Origin of the sequence: Thermomonas sp. LB-4, from assembly GCF_036409385.1 — a bacterium.
In the GTDB taxonomy this organism is placed as follows: domain Bacteria; phylum Pseudomonadota; class Gammaproteobacteria; order Xanthomonadales; family Xanthomonadaceae; genus Thermomonas.
This window is the reverse complement of sequence record NZ_JAXOFT010000013.1, coordinates 37,657-57,330: the sequence shown is the minus strand read 5'-3', so window position 1 is coordinate 57,330 and position 19,674 is coordinate 37,657. Positions and strand designations below refer to the sequence as shown.

Annotated in this window: 19 protein-coding genes and 1 pseudogene; 1 reads left to right on the top strand and 19 read right to left on the bottom strand. The window is 68.5% G+C overall.

What is annotated here, in order from left to right; all coding sequences use genetic code 11:
- Nucleotides 1-140: 140 nt before the first annotated feature.
- The 16 genes and pseudogenes from SPK54_RS09795 to SPK54_RS09720 form a co-directional block, all read right to left on the bottom strand.
- Nucleotides 141-593 (bottom strand): transposase, encoded by a 453-nt coding sequence (locus SPK54_RS09795; RefSeq protein WP_330947717.1) that lies wholly within the window; start codon nt 591-593, stop codon nt 141-143.
- A 425-nt stretch (nt 594-1,018) separates the two neighbouring features.
- Nucleotides 1,019-2,449, bottom strand: a complete 1,431-nt coding sequence (locus SPK54_RS09790; RefSeq protein WP_330947716.1) for a hypothetical protein — start codon at nt 2,447-2,449, stop codon at nt 1,019-1,021.
- 252 nt (nt 2,450-2,701) lie between these two features.
- On the bottom strand, nt 2,702-4,999 hold the full coding sequence (locus SPK54_RS09785) for a secretin N-terminal domain-containing protein (protein WP_330947715.1): 2,298 nt from the start codon (nt 4,997-4,999) through the stop codon (nt 2,702-2,704).
- A gap of 83 nt (nt 5,000-5,082) precedes the next feature.
- Complete coding sequence (locus SPK54_RS09780; RefSeq protein WP_330947714.1) at nt 5,083-5,538, bottom strand: hypothetical protein; 456 nt, start codon at nt 5,536-5,538, stop codon at nt 5,083-5,085.
- Nucleotides 5,535-6,188, bottom strand: a complete 654-nt coding sequence (locus tag SPK54_RS09775) for a hypothetical protein (RefSeq protein WP_330947713.1) — start codon at nt 6,186-6,188, stop codon at nt 5,535-5,537. The genes SPK54_RS09780 and SPK54_RS09775 overlap by 4 nt, the downstream gene beginning before the upstream one ends.
- Nucleotides 6,181-7,170 carry a hypothetical protein gene (locus tag SPK54_RS09770; protein ID WP_330947712.1) on the bottom strand — a complete coding sequence of 330 codons (990 nt, stop codon included), beginning with the start codon at nt 7,168-7,170 and terminating at the stop codon, nt 6,181-6,183. The genes SPK54_RS09775 and SPK54_RS09770 overlap by 8 nt, the downstream gene beginning before the upstream one ends.
- Before the next feature lie 16 nt (nt 7,171-7,186).
- A complete protein-coding gene (locus SPK54_RS09765) occupies nt 7,187-8,257 on the bottom strand; it encodes a hypothetical protein (RefSeq protein ID WP_330947711.1) in 1,071 nt (356 codons plus the stop codon).
- Complete coding sequence (locus SPK54_RS09760; protein ID WP_330947710.1) at nt 8,244-8,855, bottom strand: type II secretion system protein; 612 nt, start codon at nt 8,853-8,855, stop codon at nt 8,244-8,246. Before SPK54_RS09760 ends, SPK54_RS09765 begins: the two co-directional genes overlap by 14 nt.
- Nucleotides 8,852-9,226 (bottom strand): hypothetical protein, encoded by a 375-nt coding sequence (locus SPK54_RS09755; protein WP_330947709.1) that lies wholly within the window; start codon nt 9,224-9,226, stop codon nt 8,852-8,854. The genes SPK54_RS09760 and SPK54_RS09755 overlap by 4 nt, the downstream gene beginning before the upstream one ends.
- 34 nt (nt 9,227-9,260) lie before the next feature.
- The gene (locus SPK54_RS09750) at nt 9,261-9,692 is read right to left on the bottom strand and encodes a prepilin-type N-terminal cleavage/methylation domain-containing protein (protein WP_330947708.1); all 432 of its coding nucleotides are present in this window, start codon (nt 9,690-9,692) and stop codon (nt 9,261-9,263) included.
- Nucleotides 9,658-10,104: a type II secretion system major pseudopilin GspG gene (gspG, locus tag SPK54_RS09745; protein ID WP_330947707.1), complete on the bottom strand. Its 447-nt coding sequence runs from the start codon at nt 10,102-10,104 to the stop codon at nt 9,658-9,660. Before gspG ends, SPK54_RS09750 begins: the two co-directional genes overlap by 35 nt.
- A 22-nt stretch (nt 10,105-10,126) precedes the next feature.
- A complete protein-coding gene (locus SPK54_RS09740; RefSeq protein ID WP_330947706.1) occupies nt 10,127-11,329 on the bottom strand; it encodes a type II secretion system F family protein in 1,203 nt (400 codons plus the stop codon).
- A 1-nt stretch (nt 11,330) separates the two neighbouring features.
- Nucleotides 11,331-13,046 carry an ATPase, T2SS/T4P/T4SS family gene (locus tag SPK54_RS09735; protein ID WP_330947705.1) on the bottom strand — a complete coding sequence of 572 codons (1,716 nt, stop codon included), beginning with the start codon at nt 13,044-13,046 and terminating at the stop codon, nt 11,331-11,333.
- 45 nt (nt 13,047-13,091) lie between these two features.
- Nucleotides 13,092-13,478: pseudogene (locus tag SPK54_RS09730) on the bottom strand (CBS domain-containing protein); the annotation flags it as partial.
- A 392-nt stretch (nt 13,479-13,870) separates the two neighbouring features.
- Complete coding sequence (locus SPK54_RS09725; protein ID WP_190279986.1) at nt 13,871-14,086, bottom strand: YdcH family protein; 216 nt, start codon at nt 14,084-14,086, stop codon at nt 13,871-13,873.
- Between the two features lie 441 nt (nt 14,087-14,527).
- On the bottom strand, nt 14,528-15,790 hold the full coding sequence (locus SPK54_RS09720) for an OmpA family protein (protein WP_330947704.1): 1,263 nt from the start codon (nt 15,788-15,790) through the stop codon (nt 14,528-14,530).
- 91 nt (nt 15,791-15,881) lie between these two features.
- Between SPK54_RS09720 and SPK54_RS09715 the strand changes: the two genes are divergently transcribed.
- Nucleotides 15,882-16,988 carry a PilT/PilU family type 4a pilus ATPase gene (locus SPK54_RS09715; protein WP_330947703.1) on the top strand — a complete coding sequence of 369 codons (1,107 nt, stop codon included), beginning with the start codon at nt 15,882-15,884 and terminating at the stop codon, nt 16,986-16,988.
- Between the two features lie 31 nt (nt 16,989-17,019).
- Here the strand turns inward: SPK54_RS09715 and maiA are convergent, their stop codons facing one another.
- The 3 genes from maiA to SPK54_RS09700 all read right to left on the bottom strand — a co-directional run bounded on the left by maiA (nt 17,020) and on the right by SPK54_RS09700 (nt 19,585).
- Entirely contained in the window at nt 17,020-17,685 is a 666-nt protein-coding gene (maiA, locus tag SPK54_RS09710) for a maleylacetoacetate isomerase (RefSeq protein ID WP_330947702.1), read from the bottom strand.
- 75 nt (nt 17,686-17,760) lie between these two features.
- A complete protein-coding gene (locus tag SPK54_RS09705) occupies nt 17,761-18,750 on the bottom strand; it encodes a fumarylacetoacetate hydrolase family protein (RefSeq protein ID WP_330947701.1) in 990 nt (329 codons plus the stop codon).
- Between the two features lie 79 nt (nt 18,751-18,829).
- The gene (locus tag SPK54_RS09700) at nt 18,830-19,585 is read right to left on the bottom strand and encodes a 2OG-Fe dioxygenase family protein (protein ID WP_330947700.1); all 756 of its coding nucleotides are present in this window, start codon (nt 19,583-19,585) and stop codon (nt 18,830-18,832) included.
- Nucleotides 19,586-19,674: the final 89 nt, after the last annotated feature.

Here is a 19,674-nt window from a genome sequence, read left to right as displayed (position 1 = left end):
ACAACATGGCGTGGATGTAGAGCCGGGCATCGCCCGGCTGGGCGATACGCAGCGGGGGGTGCCCCGCCCTACAACATGGCGTGGATGTAGAGCCGGGCATCGCCCGGCTGGGGTGGCACGCAGCGGGGCGGTGCCCCGCTCTACGGGCACGGCCAACGGCACCACGCATGTGGGTAGTCGGCAGGATGCTGGCAAAGTCCCGCGCGCACGGGGTTGTGGACGATATAGCGCGCTGCCGCGTGCAGGGATTCTTCCGTGCGGATGGCATGGTCGTGATATCCCGCCTGCCAAACTGGCCCTGCGGCACCATTGTGCCGATTGATGGCCTTGCCCGCAGATGCCTTCATCCCGCGCATGCAGCCGGCCAGCGTGCCCTGCCGCAGCAGGAACAACCAATGCAGATGATCGGGCATCACCACCCATGCCAGCGTGGACGTGCAGCGCCGGCGATCCGATTCACGCAGTGCGTCGATCACGATGCGCGCATTCACGGCCGCCCGGAACAAGGGACGACGCGCAGATGCAATCGTGGTGACGGCATAGACCTGTCCGGGAATGGAGACGCGGCCAAGCGTGAGACGAGGGCTTGCCATGCCGGCAGCATGGACACCAGGCGCCGGGCATGCCATCGGCGCAGTCCCGTTCGTGCATAGGATTTTTTCCGCCGAGGACCGCACGGCATGCGGCATCCCCATGTAGAGCCGGGCATTGCCCGGCTGGGGTGACAAGCAGCGGGGCGGTGCCCCGCTCTACGGGGGGGTGGGAAGCGGATGTAGAGCCGGGGCATCGCCCGGTTGGGGTGACACGCAGCGGGGCGGTGCCTCGCTCTACGGGGTGGGAAGCGGATGTAGAGCCGGGCATCGCCCGGCTGGGGGTGACACGCAGCGGGGCGGTGCCCCGCTCTACGGGGGGGTGGTGCGGATGTTGGGATCGTGCGGTGGGGGCGGTCGTATGCACAAACAAAAAGAAAGGCCCGCCGAAGCGGGCCTTTCCTTATTGCGTTCAACCAATCCGAAGATTAGTTGGTGCCCGGGCGGACCAGGACGTGGTTGCTGATCGAACCCTTGTCCGGGTTGACGATCTGGTACAGACCCTGGATCGCGGTGCTCGGGCCAGCCACGTTCACCACGATGGTGGCGCGGTTGTTGCCGGTGAACACGGTGGTCAGGTCGTCGATCACCTTGGTGCCGTTGGCCGGGATGGTGCCGGTCAGGGTACCCGGGGTCACGGCGGTCTCGTTTTCCACGTTCAGCAGGCTGATCGTGTACGGACGGGCGATGCCGCTCGTGTTGGTCAGCACCAGACGGCTCTTCCAGCCACCCGGGATCTGCGCCAGCGGGGCCTGCAGCTCGGTACCGTTACGGACGATCGAGCCGAGCTTCACGCCGGTGATGTCGGTGACCTTGTAAACGGTCGGAGCAGCGCCAACGGCCTTCAGGGAGGCGGTGTAGGTGGCTTCCGGAATCAGCACGCCTGCACGACGGGTCAGGTCGAAGTCGGCGCCGGTGAAGCCGGCGTTGCCGACGGTGAAGGACGCCGCGGTGGCGGTCAGGCTGGTGGCGTTGGTGGCGTTCAGCTGGACGCGAGCGCGAGCAGCGGCGTCGAACGGCGTGGCACCGGTGCTGGCGGCCAGCGCGTAGTCACCCGCGACTTCGATCGCAGTGGTGGCCGCGAACAGGTCGGCAAGCGTGATCGCCGTGCCATTGATCTTGAACGGGGCGGTCTGGGCGCCGGCGCCGTCCGGGTCACGCAGACGGTAAGCGATGCCGGTAGCCGACGCACCCTGACCCATCGAAGCGGTCGAGGTCGTGGTGTAGGCGTCCGCGAGGAAGCTGCTGAACGACGGAACGGCCTCGACGTTAGAGATGTGGGTGGTCGCAGTGGCCACCAGCTCGTAGCTCGGCGCGAACACGATGTAGGGGCCCGCGAAGCTGGTGTTGGCGATCAGACCGGTGCTGCCGCCAGCCTGCGCCTGCGACGGCTGGTCGTACATGCCGACCGAGCAGTTCACGTTCTGGTCGGTGCCGGTGATGTCATGGTTGCCGCTCAGCAGCACGGTATCGGCGCCGATGACGTTGTTGGCCGGGCCGCCGACGGAGGTGATCGAGAAGGTCAGGACGTTGGTGCCCAGACCGTTGATCGCACCGATGTTGCCGGCAGCAGCGTCGCTCAGGGTCACCGCAGTGGCGGCATCGAACTCGATGTTGTTCGAGCACTCGACGCGGACGTAGCGCACTTCGCCCTGCGAGAAGTTGTAACCGATGCTCCAGGTCAGCTGGGTCGCCGCGCTGGCCGAGGTGGTCAGGGTGACCGGGGCAGCCGGAGTGGCGATGATTTCCTTGGCGAAGTACGCCGGAACAACGGGGCTGGCCGACAGATTGGCAGCAGCTGCGTTGCCGGCGAACAGGGTGCCGATCACAGCGGCGGCAAGAACCTTCTTGTTCAACATGTTTGAAAAACTCCTAAGCTTAGGTTTGTTGTTCGTTATACAACAGCGTCACTGGACACCACGCGCCGCCCGCATACACGTGCCGGCGCCGGCACTCGTGGAGCGGAAGATACCTCAGGCTTCCCTGAATCGCATCCCCACTCCGTTCTGCGCATGCCTTGACTGTACGCAGTCCCCAGTGCACCAGCACTATAGGGGGGGGTTAAAGAAGCGTCAATAGCATATTTACAACCAATTACGTGACCGCGTCCGCTAGTTTCCCGCATCCGCCGGAGCCTGCGGCGTGGCTGCTTCCGCGGGGCTGCCGCCCCCCTGCGTGCGTGCAGGCGGCGGGGCGGGCACGGCTGCGGGTGCCGGCGCGATGCGCCCACCCTCGCGCCAAGGCTGGCCGCTGCCGAAGCGGGCGCGGATGGCGTCGGTGATCGCACGGGTCTGCGCCGCATCCTCGACGACATAAGGCGTGATGAGCATCAGCAGCTCGGTGCGGGTGCCGCCCTGCTTGCGGCTCTGGAACGCGCGCCCCAGCACCGGGATGTCGCCCAGCAGCGGCACTTTGGTCTTGCCGTCGCTGCGGGTGCTGGAGATCAGCCCGCCGAGCAGGGTGCTTTCACCATCGGCCAGACTCAGGCTGGTCCTGAGCTTGCGGCTGAACACGCTGGGCGAGGAGATTTCGCTGGTGTCGGTGGGGGTGGCCTCGCTGACTTCCTGGCTGATCTTCAGATCCACGCGCTGGCCGGAATGCACCACCGCCTCGATGTCCAGCAGCACGCCGGTCTTGCGGTACTGCACGGACTGCAGGATGGAGCTGTTGCCACCAGAGCTAGGCAGATCCGGCGCGGTGGCCTGACTGGTGATTATGGGCACTTCGGTGCCCACATCAATGCTGGCCGACTCACCGCTCTTCACCAGGATGCGCGGGGTGGACAGGATGGAGACGCGACTGTCCTTGGCAAACAGATTGAGGATGGCCTTGACCTGACCGGACGAAGACAGCCCCTGCCAGACCAGGCCGCCGCCGGTGCCGGCCAGCCCCTGCAGCGCGGTCAACGGACCGGACATGCCGTCCACGCTGACGTTGCGCAGCGCCCATTCGACGCCGTGGCTGAACTCGTCGGTCATGGTGACCTCGGCCACCGTGACCTCGATGACCACCTGCCGCGCCGGCTGGTCCAACCGGGCCAGCACGCCCTGGATGGCCCGCCAGCGCTGCGCCTCGCCCTGGAAGACGATGACGTTGCGGATGGGGTCGACGGCGATCTGTCCCCCCACACCGGCAATGGTGGTGGCGGCATTGCTGTTGTTGCTGCTGTTGTTGCCACGCGCATTGCTGTTGGCGCTGCCGCCACCGGCGATACCGGCATCACCACTGCCACCCTGCTGGCCGACGCGGGTGCCACCACCGCTGGACGATGCACCAAGCAGCGATTCCAGCACTGGCAGCAGGGTCTGCACCGTGGTGTGGCGGGCGGCATACAGGTACATGCCGCCGCCGGCGCTATCTTCGCTGGGCTGGTCGAGGCGATCGGCCCATTCCTGCACGGTCTTGAGCGCGGTTTCCGATTCGCTGAACACCAGCAGTGCATTCGCCGACGAGACCGGCACGAAGGTCACCACGCCGCCTGTTCCCGGACCGGTCCTGACCGCGATGCCCTGCCCGGTCAGCACCTCGCGCAGCTCCTTGGCCAGCAGGTCGGCCGGCAGGTAGAGCGGATTGATGCGCAGCGAACGCCTGCCGATCAGGCCACCGCTGTCCAGCGTCATCACCGCGCTCATCGCCGCGCGCACGGCATCGCCCGGACCGCTGATGAGCAGGGCATTGGCGTCGACCATCTCGGTGAAATTGACCTGGTAGGAGCCGAACAGGTTGCGCACCTGCGCGGCGACGACGCCAGGCTGGGAAATCTCAAGCGGCATGGCAACGAAGACGGTGCGCTGCCCGGCCGGCACATCCGGCAGCGAGCGGGTGGCCAGGATGGCGGGCATCTCGCCGCCGCCGCGCCCCTGCGCCACCGGCTGGAACTGCAGCACGCCGCCCAGCTCGCTGACCCGGACGCCATAGGCATTGAGGACTTCCTGGGCCACGGCAAACGCCTTGGCCGGCGGCTGCGGCGAGGTCAGGCTCAGGCTGAGCAGCTCGGGGCGGGAGCGCAGCGACTGGTCGATCTGCACGCCGAAGCCCAGCTCCATGCCGTACACGACATTGATGAAGGACTCGATGGTGACGCCTTCCAGCACCAGCGCGACCGGGGTCTTGCGCGGGATGGCCTGCGGGACCATGCCGGCCGCCTGCGGGGATTCGGCGGTGGTTGCGGGTTTGCGCGGCGCCAGCACCGGCCCCTCTTCGACCAGCGGGCGGGCCCGCGTGGCCGCGGCCTCGCCATCGAGCACTTCGCTTGCCGCCGTTGCGGGCTTGGGCGGGCGCAGCGGCTCCGGCAAGACCAGCGGCCGGGTGGCACAGCCGGCCAGGAGCCCGAGCAGGCAGGCGCCAAGGACCGTGTGCAGGACCGCACGGCGATCGCGTGATGGCGCCTCGTGCGTTCGATTCGTCATGCGGCTGCCGATCGTGTTCGGGACATGCGCGAGGAGATTGTGCAAAGCAGGGGCTCCGCGATGCGGGCAATGGTGTCTGTACCTCATTGCCCGCCCTGGAAGTCGTTGAAGATTTCACGTTGTTGGCGTTTGCCGTCGGCATCCAGCCAGACGATGCGGCGCCCGGACACCTGCAGCACCTTCCCGCCGTCGGGCAACCGGCCGCCGGCGCGCAGGCGCATGACGCCGTTGCCGTTGACCTGGAAGATGGCGATGTAGTTCCTTCCCTCCTTGGCCACGCCCACCGGCACGGGCGCCGGCGGCGGTGGCGGCAGTGCCTCGGCCGCAGCGGCGGGAGCCGCGCCCCAGGGCGAGGCCGACTGCCAGACGGAGACGGCATCGGCCGGATCCGGCCCGGGCGCCCAGCCATCGGTCCACACGACTGCCGGCTGGGGCTGCGCCCGCACGGCCGCGGGTGACGCGGCGAGATATTGACTGGCCAGCGCGCCCAGCAGCAGCGCCGCGACCACGACAATGACGGAACGAAGCAGACGGTTCATTGCGCAATCCCCGCGGTGGCCGCACGCGGCGCGGCGCGATCCTGACCGACGTCGCCACGTGCCGGCTTGGCGGCCCCTTCTTCGACGGCCTTGCGGTAGTAGCTGCGGAAGGTGGCGACCACACGCGGGGCGTCGCCCTCGGCCACTTCCAGCCGCTCTACCTGCACCCACGGCAGGGCGTCGGACAACGCGCGCATGAAAGCCTCGTGGCCGTGCGCGGGCAGCGTCCCCTCCAGGCGCGCGATCACCTGCCACAGCTCGGGGTAGCCTTCCACTTCGACCGTGTCTTCCACTTTGATGCGCGGCTCGCCCAGTTTCTGCTCGGCCGCCAGCGCCGTCAGCCAGGCCTGTGATTCGGCCTGCGCCATGCCCTTGCCGGCGACTTCCGGGATCTGCTCGGTCACCGCGTCGAGCTGGGCGCTGGCCGCCTTGGCGCGCGCCAGCCAGACCGTTTCCTTGCGCAGGCCTTCCAGGCGCGACAGCATCTGCAGATCGGCGGCGTAGGCGGCCCTTCGCGCGTGCACCCGGTCGGACAGCATCAACAGCCCCTGCACGCCAAGGATGGCGATGATCACCATGCCGCCGTAACGCAGGCGCGGATTTTCGCGCCACTGCGCCTGCAGCTGGGCCAGCACGGCCGGCTTATTCATCATCGGACTCCCGCGTATCCGCCCTGGCGGCAACCGGCAGCTCGAACGCCAGCCGCATGACCCCGCCGCCGGCGGGCGTCACCGCCACGCCGGACAGTACGGGATCGCCCTCGAATGCCGCCACGAAGGCGCGCGGGTCGGTCTGTTCGCTGCGCAGGTGCACCTGCAGCTTGTCCGCCTCGCGCTGCCAGGACAGCAATACGCCGCCCGCGGGCAGGTGCCGGGCCACCTCGGCCATCAGCCGATAATCGTCCGCCAGCGGGCGCAATGCCTGCAGGCGGGCCAGCTCGGCCTGCGCGGCTTCCGCCTGCTCGCGCGCGGCCAGCAGCGGATTGACTTCGGTGCGCACGCGCTCGACCCGCGCGGCCAGCTGCGCGCCGGCCTGCTGCCAGCGCTGCAGCGACGCGAGCTGCCAGCCCAGGCCCGCCGCCAATGCGGAAAACAGCAGCAGCCACGCGAGCCGCTCCTCGAACACCCCGGCCAACCGCTGCGCCAGACTCACCTCGCCCCATGGACGTGCGGACCACGTCGGGCGCACCGGCTTGGGCGCCGCGACACCGGCAGGGTCGAGGCCGGCCGCGCGCGCGAAGCGCAGCCAGGCCTCGTCGCCGGGCACTTCGCTCCACCACTGGCTGCCGGTCAACTCGCCGCCCTGCCAGAACTGTCCCTCAACCCCGCGCACCAGCTCCACCAGGCGCACGCCATCCACTGGCGAAGGCGGAAGCAGCAATGTTTCCGGCACCCAACGCCCTTCCATGTCGGCGCGCAATTCGGGCGGTGCATCCCAGAACCAGAAGTGGGCGACCCCACCGGTCCAGGCCACATAGGTCAGTGCGGTGGGCACGGGCCGATGGCGGATGGCCGCCAGCCGGGCAGCCTGCAGGCGCCTGCGCACCGGCAGCGCCCGCAGATCCTCGCGTCGGTACTGGCAGTCACCACGGGCCACCACCCACCGACGGCCGCCGAAAACCCCTCCCGGCACCATCCGCCCTTGGGCGTCATTGACCAGGCGTCTCGTGGGCAAAAAGAGGGCTGCCAGTTGGTTCCACAGGGTCATGGGCGGTCGGACGGGCGATGGGATAGGCGGCCAGAATGGCCCAGGGCCCCTGCTTGTCCGCAAGGGGCGTCAATCTTACATGCATCCGCCACGCCACGCCGGTGCGGCGCCACAGGGTCAGGCGCAGGGTTTCGTCGGCCACGTAGCGGTAATCCAGCGCGTCATCGCCGGGCACCCGGATAGCCAGCCGCCCCTGCAGATCGGGGGTGGAACTGAACGGACGCCGCTTCCGCTCTTCCAGCAGCCGGCGGCAGGCTTCCGGGCAGCCGGGGATGCGCAGCGGCAGCAATGCTGCCGGCATGGTGTTGGGATTGATACCGCCGGAGTAGAAGGGTGTCACCAGGTCAATCATTTGCGCCAGCGTGGCCGGCGGCAGGCTGTCCCAGCCCAGGACGCGCGCCAGTTCGCCCGGCGCCAGCAGGCGCCGGTTGGGCGGCGGCTTGCGATGCTCCTGCGTGTATTCGCGCGCTTCGGCGCCGTCGATGCGAGTCAGGTCATCGGCATCGATGTAATCCTGCAATGTGTCACGCAAGCGCGGCCATTTGTCGGGTTCGACCCCGTTGATCTGGAGGAAGCGGTTGAGTCCTTCCGGATTGGGCAGTACCACCGAAAAAAGCCCGCCCTCATCTTGCAGCGCGAACACCGCGCTGCCGAATCCCTGGTAGGGGCTGCCATCCAACCGCAGCTCCCCGCCCACCGGCGCGCGGCTGAGGTCGCCGAACTCGCTGAGCCTGCGGATGGCGAGGTCGGCTTCCACCAGCGGCGTAGTGGGCAGGCCGGCCTGCGTGGCCTCACGCGTAGCGATGAGGTAGAGCAGGGTGTCGCGGGTTTCGTACAGCGATGCTTCGTCCTGCACCTGTTCGCGGCCGATGCGTGCGTCCTGCACCTGGGAGACGGCCCACAGCGTCATCAGCCCCACCGCGATGGTGATGCCGGCCAGGATCCACAGCGTGACCGCCAGCACGAAGCCGCGCGGCAAGGCGCGCGGGAGGCGGGGCTCAGATGCCCTCATCGCCTTCCTCTCCGATTTTCAGCTCCCAGGGTTTCAGGCCGTCGGCCATCACCGGCACGACCCAGTCCAGGGCGCCGCGCTCCGTCATCGCGGTGAAGCGCACCATCCGCGGCATGCGGGCATGATCCTTCCAGCGCCACTCGTCCACCCAGTCGCCCTGTTCGTCCAAGTAGGCAAATGCCGCCCCGCGCAGCGGCCCTTCGACCACCACCACATCGGCCACCTGGCTGTCGGCGTAGTGCAGGCTGCCGTCCTGCAGCCACCAGCGCACGCCGGAAAAACCGCGTGCGACCAGAGGCGCCGGAGTGTCGTAGGCCAGCGACTCGCGCGTGCCGAGCTCCCCCACCTGCAACGTTTCGGCCTCCGCGTCGCGCTGCATGCCGGCCGCGGCTTCGCGGAACCATGCCTCCTGCAGCGCCGCCAACCGGCTTTCCCCCTCGAAGCGCAGCAGGCGCGTGCGCAAGCTCATGGCCTGCGCCAGCGCCTGCATGAGCACGGTGACCAGCATCGAGACGATGACGAGCGTGACGATCGCTTCCAGCAGGGTGAATCCCCTCTGCCTGCGCGCGCACGGTGACAATGGCCGGGAGGTGGTCACAGCTGCGCCGGCTCCCGGACCTGCACGTAGCCAACCTTGCGCAGGCGCAGCGATGTCGCAATGCCCTCGCCGGCGCGCACGTCCAAGGTCACGTCGTAAAGCCCGATCCGATACAGGCCCGCCTGGCGATAGCCTCCTTCCGCATCGCGCGGCGGCTCGACCGGTTCCGAGCGCCATTGCAGCACCACCTCCCCCAGCCGTTTCTCGCCGCTCGGGGTCTGCGCCGGGTTGACCGTCTCCATCCACGCCAAGGCGTTGCGCATGGCCGAATCGGCCTTGCGCGCCTGGTCGGCCCGCGCGGCCATGCGGATGGACTGATTCATGGCGGCAAACAGCGCCATGCCCGCGCCAGCCACGATCGCCAGCGCCACGATCGCTTCCAGCAACGAGAATCCGCCGTGGCGGCTAAGGCGCATCGGACACCCGGCAATCGGGACTGCGCAGCGCCCAGCGCTGCTCTCCGTCGGGACTGCTGACGTCCAGCAGTGCCGGCGCACAGAAGCCGTTGGCGGCCACTTGCAGGGTTTCGACCACGCGCACCGTCCATCCCCCGGGGAGTTCGACCCCCGGCAGCGCCAGTGCCTGCCCGGGACCGCGTTGAATCGGCGTGCCATCACGTCGTGCCAGCATCGGCAGGCGCTCCAGCTGGCGCACCGCTTCGGCGCGATCGCCGCTGCGGGAGATCGCATCCAGGGTGGTCTGCAAACGCGGTACCACCAGCGCGGTCATGAAGGACAGCAGCGCCAGCACCACAAGCAGCTCCAGCAGGGAAAACCCGAAAGCCGGCCGCGTGGCCACCGCCTCACTGGCCCGGCGGCAGGAAGCCCACATCGGCATCATTGCCTTCGCCACCCGCCTTGCCGTCGGCGCCATACGAATAGATCGCGAACGGCATGCCGTCGCGCCCCGGAATGGCGTACTGGTAAGGATTCCCCCAAGGATCCGCCGGCACCTTCTCGTCCAGGTAAGGCCCATGCCAGCGCGCGCGCGCGCGGTCGTCCGCCGGCGCCGCGTACAGCACGGACAGCCCCTCCTCAGCGGTGGGCAGGCGCCCGACCTCCAGCCGGAAGGTCTCGATGGCGCCGCGCAGCAGACGCGTCTGCGTGTCCGCCACCTGCACTTTGGAGGTGTCCACGCGGCTGAACAGCCGCGGCCCGACCAGGCTCGCAATCAGCCCGATGATGACCAGCACCACCAGCATTTCCAGCAGGGTGAAGCCCCGCGCAAGCCGCATTTCAAACTGCTTCATTGTCTTCACCTTTTCAGGCATTTCAGAGGGGAACATCGTTGACGCTGGTGATGGCCAGGATGATCGCGGTCATGATGACACCCACCACCGCCCCGATCACGATGATCGCCAGCGGTTCGACCAGCTGCAGCAGGCGCTTCATGCGGTCGCGCCCGGTGGTTTCATACAGCCCCGCCAGCGCCGAAAGCAGCTTGGGCAGCTCCCCGCTGGCCTCACCAACGGCCACCAGATCGTACCCAGTGGGGTTGAGCGCGCGATGTTCGCGCAGTGCCGCCGACAGCGTCATGCCGCCCTTGACGCCCTTGACCACCGCCGATAGCCGGTTGCGCAGAAAGTGAAATCGCACCGATGCGGCAGCAAGGCCCAGTGCGCGCACAAGTTCCACCTTGCCTTCGAGCAGCGCGGACAGCGTGCTGGCCCAGCGCCCAACTTCGGCTTCCAGTACCCAGTCGCCAATGACCGGCAACCGGATCAGGAACTCCGCCAGTTTCTCTTTTACGCCGGGCATCGCATACACCGCCCGTATGGCCACGCCCGCACCGACGAGCGCTGCAAGCACCCATCCCACGTGGGCGCTCAGCCACACCCCGGTGCTGATGACCCAGCGCGACAGCGCGGGCATGTCCGCGCCATGCTGCGTCAGCAGGCCGCCGAAGCGGGGCACGACCCACAAAAAGATGATGCCGACCGCCGCCACGCCGGACAGCACCAGCACCGCCGGATAGATCATCGCGCCGGCCATTTCCTTGCGTACGCGCTGGTCGTATTCGAACTGGCGGAGGCCGCCACGCATCGCTTCGGCCATGCGACCCGTCGCTTCCCCTGCATGCATCAACTGGTGTATGTACTCGGGCACCGGCAGCCCCGACTCGCGCAGCGCCGTGCTGAAGCTTTCGCCTCGGCGCACGGCTTTTTCCATCGAGACGAAGGCGCCCGTCAGCTCCGGGTGATGGCTGGATTTTGCGAGCGATGACAAGCTGGTCACCAGTCCCACGCCCGCCTCAAGCAGCGCCGTAAATTCCTGCAGGACCAGTTGGAGTTCGCGAATCGACGCCCGTTTCCCTTGCAGGGAGAACATGCGGCCGGCGCGCACCGGCCGCAATGAATAGGGCGTCAACCCCATCGCCGACAACCGCCGTGCGGCCTCCGTCTCCGATGCCGCATCCACGCTCCCGGTCAGCGTGGCCCCATTCCTGTCCAGGGCTTCGTAGCGGAACTGCAACACGTCAACCGTCCGCGCCCATACCGCCGGTCACGCGGATGACTTCTTCCACCGTGGTCAATCCGGCACGCGCCTTCAACAGGCCATCGTCGCGCAGGGTACGACCACCCTGGCTGTTGACGAGAGCCCGCATGCGCTCCGCGGTGGCGCCGGCGATGATCAATTCTTGCAACTCCGGCGTCACGTCCACCAGTTCATAGATGCCCAGCCGCCCGCGGTAGCCGGTGCCCTGGCAGTGGGCACAACCCGTTGCCGCTTTCCAATTCGCCGTGTCGCGATCCGCGACCAGACCGGCGATCATCCGCTCGAACGCCGGCAACACGCTGGCCGGCTGGCTACAATGAGGGCACAGCCGGCGGACCAGGCGCTGCGCCTGCACGGCCCGCACGCTGGTGGCGACCAGGAAAGGCTCCACCCCCATGTCCACCAGACGGGTGAACGCACTGACCGCATCGTTGGTATGCAGCGTAGACAACACAAGGTGGCCGGTCAGCGAAGACTGTACCGCGATCTCCGCCGTTTCAAGATCGCGGATTTCGCCGATCATGATGACGTCGGGATCCTGGCGCAGGATGGCACGCAATGCGCGCGCGAAGGTGTAGCCGATGTCCGAGTTCGCTTGGATCTGGGTGACCCCGTCCACCTCGTACTCGACCGGATCCTCCACCGTGATGATCTTGCGGTCACGCTGGTTCAGTTCTTCGAGCGTTGCGTAGAGCGTCGTCGACTTGCCCGATCCCGTAGGACCAGTCACCAGGATCACCCCGTGCGGCTCCGCCACCCAGGTGCGGAACAGGGCTAGGTCCGGCGCTGAAAACCCGAGGCCCTCGAGGCTGAGCTCTCCGCGCTCTTTCGGCAGCAGGCGCAAAACGATCGACTCGCCGTGCACGGCAGGCACTGCCGATGCGCGCACATCCACTTCCTGGCCGCTGACACGCACGCTCAGTCGGCCATCCTGCGGCAGGCGGCGCTCTGCGATGTCCATTCCGGAAATCAGCTTGACCCGCGAAGCAACAGCCGGGTACCGCGACGCCGGCAGCACCATCCGCGTATGCAAGATGCCGTCGGTACGCATCCTGACATTGAAAACCGACTCCTCCGGTTCGATGTGGATGTCGGAAGCACGTTGGTCCATTGCCTGGGCGAGGATATTGTTCACCAGTTCGATGACAGGCGCCTCCTCCGCCAGCTCGCGCAGATGGCTTACGTCGTCGTCCAGATCCATATCCTCGTGCGGCCTGGCATTGCTGACCATGTCAATCAGACGCTCTGTCTCCTGAGAGCGGGCAATTCGCCACTGCCAATCGCGACCGAAAGACTTGTCCATCGCCTCGTTGACCACGGGATTCAGGGGATCGCGCGCTACCGCGAGCACATCGCCTGCGGACGTCTCCCAGACCACCACACCGTTATCCAGCCACCAGTCGATGCTGCAATCAGCACGCTCAAGTACCGCACGTACGCTCCCCCCACCCGCAGGCCATTCAGATCCTTCCAGCTGGCGGATCCCCAGCTGCTCGCAAAGCACCGGCAGCAGCGAATCCTCCGACAGCGCACCAAGACGGACCAGCACGCTACCGATACGCCCGCCGAATTGGGACTGGAATGCAAGTGCCTTCTGTACATCGCCGGCACCGACCAGCTGGCGGTCCACGAGCAACTCACCGAGCAGGCGCTGCCGCGGCAATGGGGAGATCGCGGCTTGCGCGCTGTCGGGCATGGAGGCATCCATCAAACGTAAGCAGACGGGATTGGTGAAGGGGAATCAACCCACCCGCCGGCGCAGGTGGTTCAGCAGGTCGATGCGGGTGACCAGGCCGACGAAGGCCTCCCCGTCCATCACGATCGCGACGTGGCCGCGGTCGAATACCGGCAGCAGCGCCTCCACCGGGGCGCGCATATCGACCTTGTCGAGCCGGCTGACCATCGCCGCCGACACCGGGTCGGTGAAGCGGGCCTCGTCGCCATAGACATGCAGCAGCACGTCCGATTCGTCCAGCATGCCGACGATGCGTTCGCCGTCCATCACCGGGAGCTGGCTGACGTCGTGCGCGCGCATCCGCTGCCAGGCCGTGTTCAGCAGCTCGTCCGGTGCCACGGTCACCGTGCCCTGCGCGGCATGCGGGCGGGGAATGAGGTCGCGAAGGTCGCCGCAGGTGGCAGCCGCCGGCGCCATTTCGGCCTGCAGCGCCCGCTCGATGCCCTGCCTGGCGGCATCGAGCCAGGCCTGGATGCGTTCCGGCGCCAGCTGGAACCGCGCCGCTGCGGCGGCCACGGTGGTCGCGCCCTGCAGGAGGTCCAGCACCAGCGCGGCCTTGCGCTGCACGGTCCAGTGGGAATTTGCGTCGTTCATTACAGCGCCCGGGAAGCCACCGGCAAAGGGTAGCATCCGCCGTCGCGTCTTTAGCTCGGCCAGCCATGCGCCGGCAGCTGCGGCCTTCGCCGCAGGGGGGCCTGACGGCTGGCTTGGGACGGGACGGCGGCAGCAGCCCGCGGCCGCCGCCATCCCGCGCAACGAACCCGTTGCGGGGTCGCTCGCGCGCCTCAGTTGGCGCGTTCGTACATCTGCAGCAGGCGCTGTTTCGCGGCCAGTTTCTCGCGCTTCATCTGGCCCAGCGTGGCGTCGTCGATCGGCAGGACGCCCAATTCCGCGTCGAGGACCTGCTTGTCGAGTTCCCGGTGGCGGAAGTACAGCTGCCTGAATTCGCTGTTCGCCTTCATCATCGCTTCGATCTCAGCCTGGGGTTGCGCTTCGAACATGAAAGCCTCCTGATCGGCAATACGCCGCCTTGCGCGGTGTCCTGGCGGCGCGGGGGGGACGGCGGCGGATGCCGCCGGGGGATACGCAGCGGGCCGCGTGGGCGCACTGCGGAGCGGGCGGGCAGGATCCTCGCCATGCCACTGACAAGGGCCTTGCCGGAAACGGAAACGCCCCGGCCGGCAGGCACGGGGCGTTGCGATTTGCAGGAGCGGCCGGAACGGGACGGGCATCCACCACCCACCCGCCTCCGCCGCGCTGGTGGCTTGCGGCGGCGATCTCCGGGTTGTCGAACGGGTCATGCATAGGCCTGCCTCGGGCCAGACGATCCTGGGGAATTCAGGCCATCCGGGTATCCGACCCTACGCCTGCCGAAACGGCTTGGCAAGTGCCCGCGGCGGCGGCGGCGCGGGCGCCCAAATAGCGCATAAGCCCTTGATTTTTCAGTTTTTCGTGGCGACGATGATGTCCACGCGGCGGTTCTTCGCCCGCCCGGCCGCAGTGCCGTTGTCGGCCACCGGCTCGGCAGCCCCCCGGCCCTGCGCACCCACCCGGTCCCGCGCCAGTCCGGCGGCCACCAGACTGGCGCGCACCTGCTGGGCACGCTGTTCCGACAGGCGCTGGTTGGCAGCGGCATCGCCCTGACTGTCGGTATGCCCGATCACCTGCACGGCGCCACCCGGCAGGGCCGCCAGATAGATGCCAAGCGCCTTGAGGCTGGCGGCCGCGGCCGTGGTCAGCCGGGCCTGCCCCGAGGCGAAGGCGTCGCCCGCGAGGGTGAACACCTCTCCGCGAGCGTCGCGCCGCAGCGGCGGCAGCTTCGCCCCGGCCACCAGTTCGGCTTCCTTGCGCGCCAGCGCCGCTTCCTTCTCCCGCGCGGCCTCCAGCTTGTCCTGCTGGGCAGCCTGGGCCCCGTCCAGCACCGCCTCGACCTGCTCCGCCTGGGCGCGCAGGCGCGCGGCCTCCTCGGCCTGCAGCTGGGCCTGGAGGCGCATGCGCTCGGCCTCGGCGCGGGCCCGCTCGGCATCGCGACGACTGGCCTCGATCAGCAACTCGCTGCGCTCGCGCTCCAGCCGCTCGATCTCGCGCTGCGCAGCCTCGATGCGCGCCGCCTGCTCGGCGATGGCGACCCGCCGCTCCGCCTGCGCCAGTGCAGCCGGCAGCGCGCGACGCGACACCGACGGCAGCATCGCCAGGGCCTGCCGCGCCTGCAGGCGTTCGTACTGGCCGAGGGCGCCCAACCGCGGGTCGGCATCCAGCGCCTGCATGCGTTGCTCGGGCGTGCCTGCCGGCACCGGCAGATCGAGCGGGTCGTCGGCGGCTGGCATTGCCTCGACCTGCAGGCGCGCCTGCAACTCGGCGATCTCCGCGCGCTTCTGCAGCAGCTCGGCGCGGGTGCGGGCCGCATTGCTGCGCACCCGCGCCTGATCGGCTTCGCCGGCGGCCGACAGGGCGGCGGCACGCGCCTCGTCGTCGCGCCCCCGGGCCATCGCCTCCTGCGCGCGCTGCAGGCTGGCGCGGGCAGCCTGCAGGGCCTCCGCTGCGTACTGGTCGGCATCGGCCGACTCCGCGCGCAGTACCGCCTGCCGCGCGGCGTCCAGTTCGGCAGTGGGTGGCGGCAGGCTGGCGCAGCCACTGGCGAGCAGCATGCCGGCGAGGACCGGGGCATACAGCGCGATGCGGAAGTGTGCGAAGCTTTGGCGCATGGGAGGTCGCGGCTCGTTGTGACGTCGCGGCCATTGTGGGAAGCCATCGCCGGCGATGCAAACCCCGGCGGACGCGCAGCAAGGGAGCCTCATGGATATCAGCCATTTCTTCAAGCTGATGGCGGAGAAGGACGCCTCGGACATGTTCCTGTCCACCGGCGCGCCTGTGAACATCAAGATCGAGGGCATGCTGCAGCCGATGAGCGACAGCCCGCTCACCGCCGGCGAATGCCGCGACATCGCCTATGGGCTGATGGACGCCGCCCAGATCGCCGAGTTCGAGCGCGAGAAGGAACTCAACATGGCGATCTCGGTGCCCGGTTGCGGGCGCTTCCGCGTCAACGTGTTCCAGCAGCGCGGCGAAGTGGGCATGGTGATCCGCGCCATCCGCAGCATCATTCCCACCATCGAGGAGCTGCAGCTTCCGACGGTGCTCAAGGACATCATCATGGCGCCGCGCGGGCTGGTGCTGATCGTCGGTTCGACCGGCTCCGGCAAGTCCACCACGCTGGCGTCGATGATCGACCATCGCAACAGCACCAGCACCGGCCACATCCTCACCATCGAGGATCCGATCGAATACCTGCATCGGCACAAGCTGTCGGTGGTCAACCAGCGCGAGGTCGGGCTGGACACGCACAGCTTCCACGCCGCCCTGAAGAACGCGATGCGCGAAGCGCCCGACGTGATCCTGATCGGCGAGATCCGCGACGCCGAGACGATGGAGGCGGCGATCGCCTTCGCCGAGACCGGCCACATCTGCCTGGCCACGCTGCACTCCAACAACGCCGACCAGACCATCGAGCGCATCCTCAACTTCTTCCCCGAGGGCGCCCACAAGAACGTGCTGATGAACCTGGCCTTGAACATGAAGGCGGTCATCAGCCAGCGCCTGGTGCTGGGCGTGGACGGCCGCCGCATGCCGGCCACCGAGGTGCTGATCAACACGCCGCTGATCCGCGACCTGCTGCGCCGCGGACAGGTCCACGAGATCAAGGCCGCGATGGAGGAGTCGCTGCAGGACGGCATGCAGAGCTTCGACCAATGCCTGTTCCGCCTGCACAAGGACGGACGGATCGAACTGGAGGAGGCGCTGAAGGCGGCCGACTCCCGCGACGGATTGGCGCTCAAGTTCCGCCTGTCGGAAGGCGCCAGCGGCGAGCACGACCCCTACGCGGACGTGTTCGCGGCGCACTGAACCGCGCGCCGCGCCGCCATCCGGCCCGCCGCTACCGCGCGGCGGGTGCGTCCGGCTGGTTCTCCGGCCGCGCGGCGTCGAAGGCAGGCAGGGTCAGGCACGAAGCCTCGATCCGGGCCAGCGTGGGATAGGCGGCCATGTCCACGCCGAAACGACGCGCGTTGTAGATCTGCGGCACCAGGCAGCAGTCCGCCAGGGTGGGCGTTTCGCCTTCGCAGAAGTCGCCGGTGGACGGATGTTCCGCCAGCAGCGCCTCGGCGGCGACAAAGCCCTCCGTGATCCAGTGCTTCACCCACGCATCGCGCTCGGGCTGCGGCACGTTCCACTCGCGCTCGAAATACTGCAGCACGCGCAGGTTGTTGAGTGGATGCACGTCGCAGGCCACCAGCAGCGCCAGCGCGCGCACCCGCTGGCGCGCGCGCGCGGTCGCCGGCAGCAGCGGACGGTCCGGCCAGACTTCGTCGAGGTATTCCAGGATCGCCAGCGACTGGCCCAGCCGGCGCTGCCCGTGGCCGAGCGTGGGCACCAGCTGCTGCGGGTTGATCGCGCGGTAGTCCGCGGAGTGCTGCTGGCCGCCGTCCTGCACCAGGTGCACCGGCACGATCTCGTAGGGCAGGCCCTTCAGGTTCAGGCCGATGCGCACGCGGTAAGCGGCGCTGGAACGCCAGTAGGAATACAGCTGCAGCAGTTCGCTCATGCCCGCCACCTTAGCGCGGTGGCGGCGCGGCGCAAGACCGCTGGCGCCGCCGCTTCGCCCGTCCGCCCGCGCGCCTCAGGGCAGCGGCTGGCGCTCGATCCGCTGCTCGATCGCGCCGAAGATGCTGTTGCCCGCGCGATCCAGCACTTCGATGCGGACGGTGTCACCGAACGACATGAACGGCGTGCTCGGCTTGCCGTCGCGCAGGGTTTCCACGGTGCGCTGTTCGGCAAAGCAGGAGGCGCCCAGCGTGGTGTCCTCGTTCGCCACCGTGCCGGAGCCGACGATGGTGCCCGCCGACAGCGGCCGGGTCTTGGCCACGTGCGCCACCAGCTGGGCGAAGTCGAACTGCATGTCCACGCCCGCTTCCGGCGCGCCGAACCACTTGCCGTTGACGTGGGTGAGCATCGGCAGGTGCAGCTTGTTGTCCCGCCAGGCGTCGCCCAGTTCGTCCGGGGTCACGAACACCGGGCCCAGCGCGCTGCGCGGCTTCGACTGCACGAAGCCGAAGCCCTTGGCCAGTTCCGGCGGGATCAGGTTGCGCAGCGAGACGTCGTTGACGATGCCGACCAGCTGGATGTGGCCGGCGGCCTGTTCCGGGGTGACCGCCATCGGCACGTCGTCGGTGACGATGACGACCTCGGCCTCGAGGTCGATGCCGTAGTCCTCGCTGACCACCTTGACCGGGTCGCGCGGGCCGAGGAAGCCGGCGCTGACCGCCTGGTACATCAGCGGATCGACGTAGAAGCTTTCCGGCACCTGCGCCCCGCGCGCGCGGCGCACCCGCTCCACGTGCGGCAGGTAGGCGCTGCCGTCGACGAATTCGTAGGCGCGCGGCAGCGGCGCGGCCAGCGCGTGCACGTCGAGGTCGAACGCGCCGGCTGCGTTGCCGGCGTTGAGGTCCTCGTACAGCGCGTTCAGCCGCGGCGCGGCGTTCTCCCAGTCTTCCAGCGCCCGCTGCAGCGTCGGCGCGATTGCGCTGGCGCGCACGGCGCGCGCAAGATCCTGCGACACCACGACCAGGGTGCCGTCGCGCCCGCCTTCCTTGAGAGAACCCAGCTTCATGGTGACCTCGGACTCCGAATTCGTTAGTTGCAATTGTAACGGTGCCGCCGGGGAATCGCAGCCAGGCGCGGCCAGCGGATCAACCGACGGGATCGCCGAGGAAGCCTGCGGCGCGAAAGGTCAGCACCAGGGTGTCGCGATGGCCGCCCGCCGCGTCCAGCGGCTGGATCGGGGTGGATTCATGGATCACGCGGGCATCGTCCATCAGCAGCAACGACCACGGCTCGTCGAGGGTGAAGCGCTGGCCGTCCGGGCCGTGCGCGGCGAACACGCGGGTTTCGCCGCCCTTGATCGCCTCCCGCGCCACCAGCAGTACCGCCACGAAATCCACGCCGTCGCGATGCGCGCCTTCCGGCGTGGGCCGGCCGAGGCCATCGCTGGTGTCGATGCGGAACTGGTGCGCCTCCACGTGCCAGCGCGCCACCCCGGGCCGCTGGCCCGAACAGGCGCGCGCCAGCGCGAGGATCAGCGCCGGCCACGCAGGCTGCGCCACCGTGGCCGGCTCCACCGGCTCGAACCAGCGCTCCATGCCGCCGTGCAGGGCGTTGTATTCGACCGGCTGCCAGTGCATGCGGTGCGGCACCTGCCGCAGCGCCTCGCCTTCGACCACGAAGCAGGCATGGCGGCGGCGCCGATAGCGGCCACCGTCCTTCAGGTATCCGTCGCGGCGCAGGTCTTCCCAGCTTGGTACCAGTGCCTGCAATGCCTCCGGCCCGACACCGGCCAGCGCCGCCACGCCAGGCGCATCCAGCACCGCATAGCCGCGATCCCGCAGCGCCTCGTCCAGCGACGACAGCGGCACGGTAGGCGGCGCGAAGTGGGCGACTGACGGCATGGCGGGGTTCCTGGCGGGAAGCGCGATTGTCGCATCGCGCTTTCGCGGACAAAACAAAACCCGCCTTGCGGGCGGGTTCTGTCGGTATC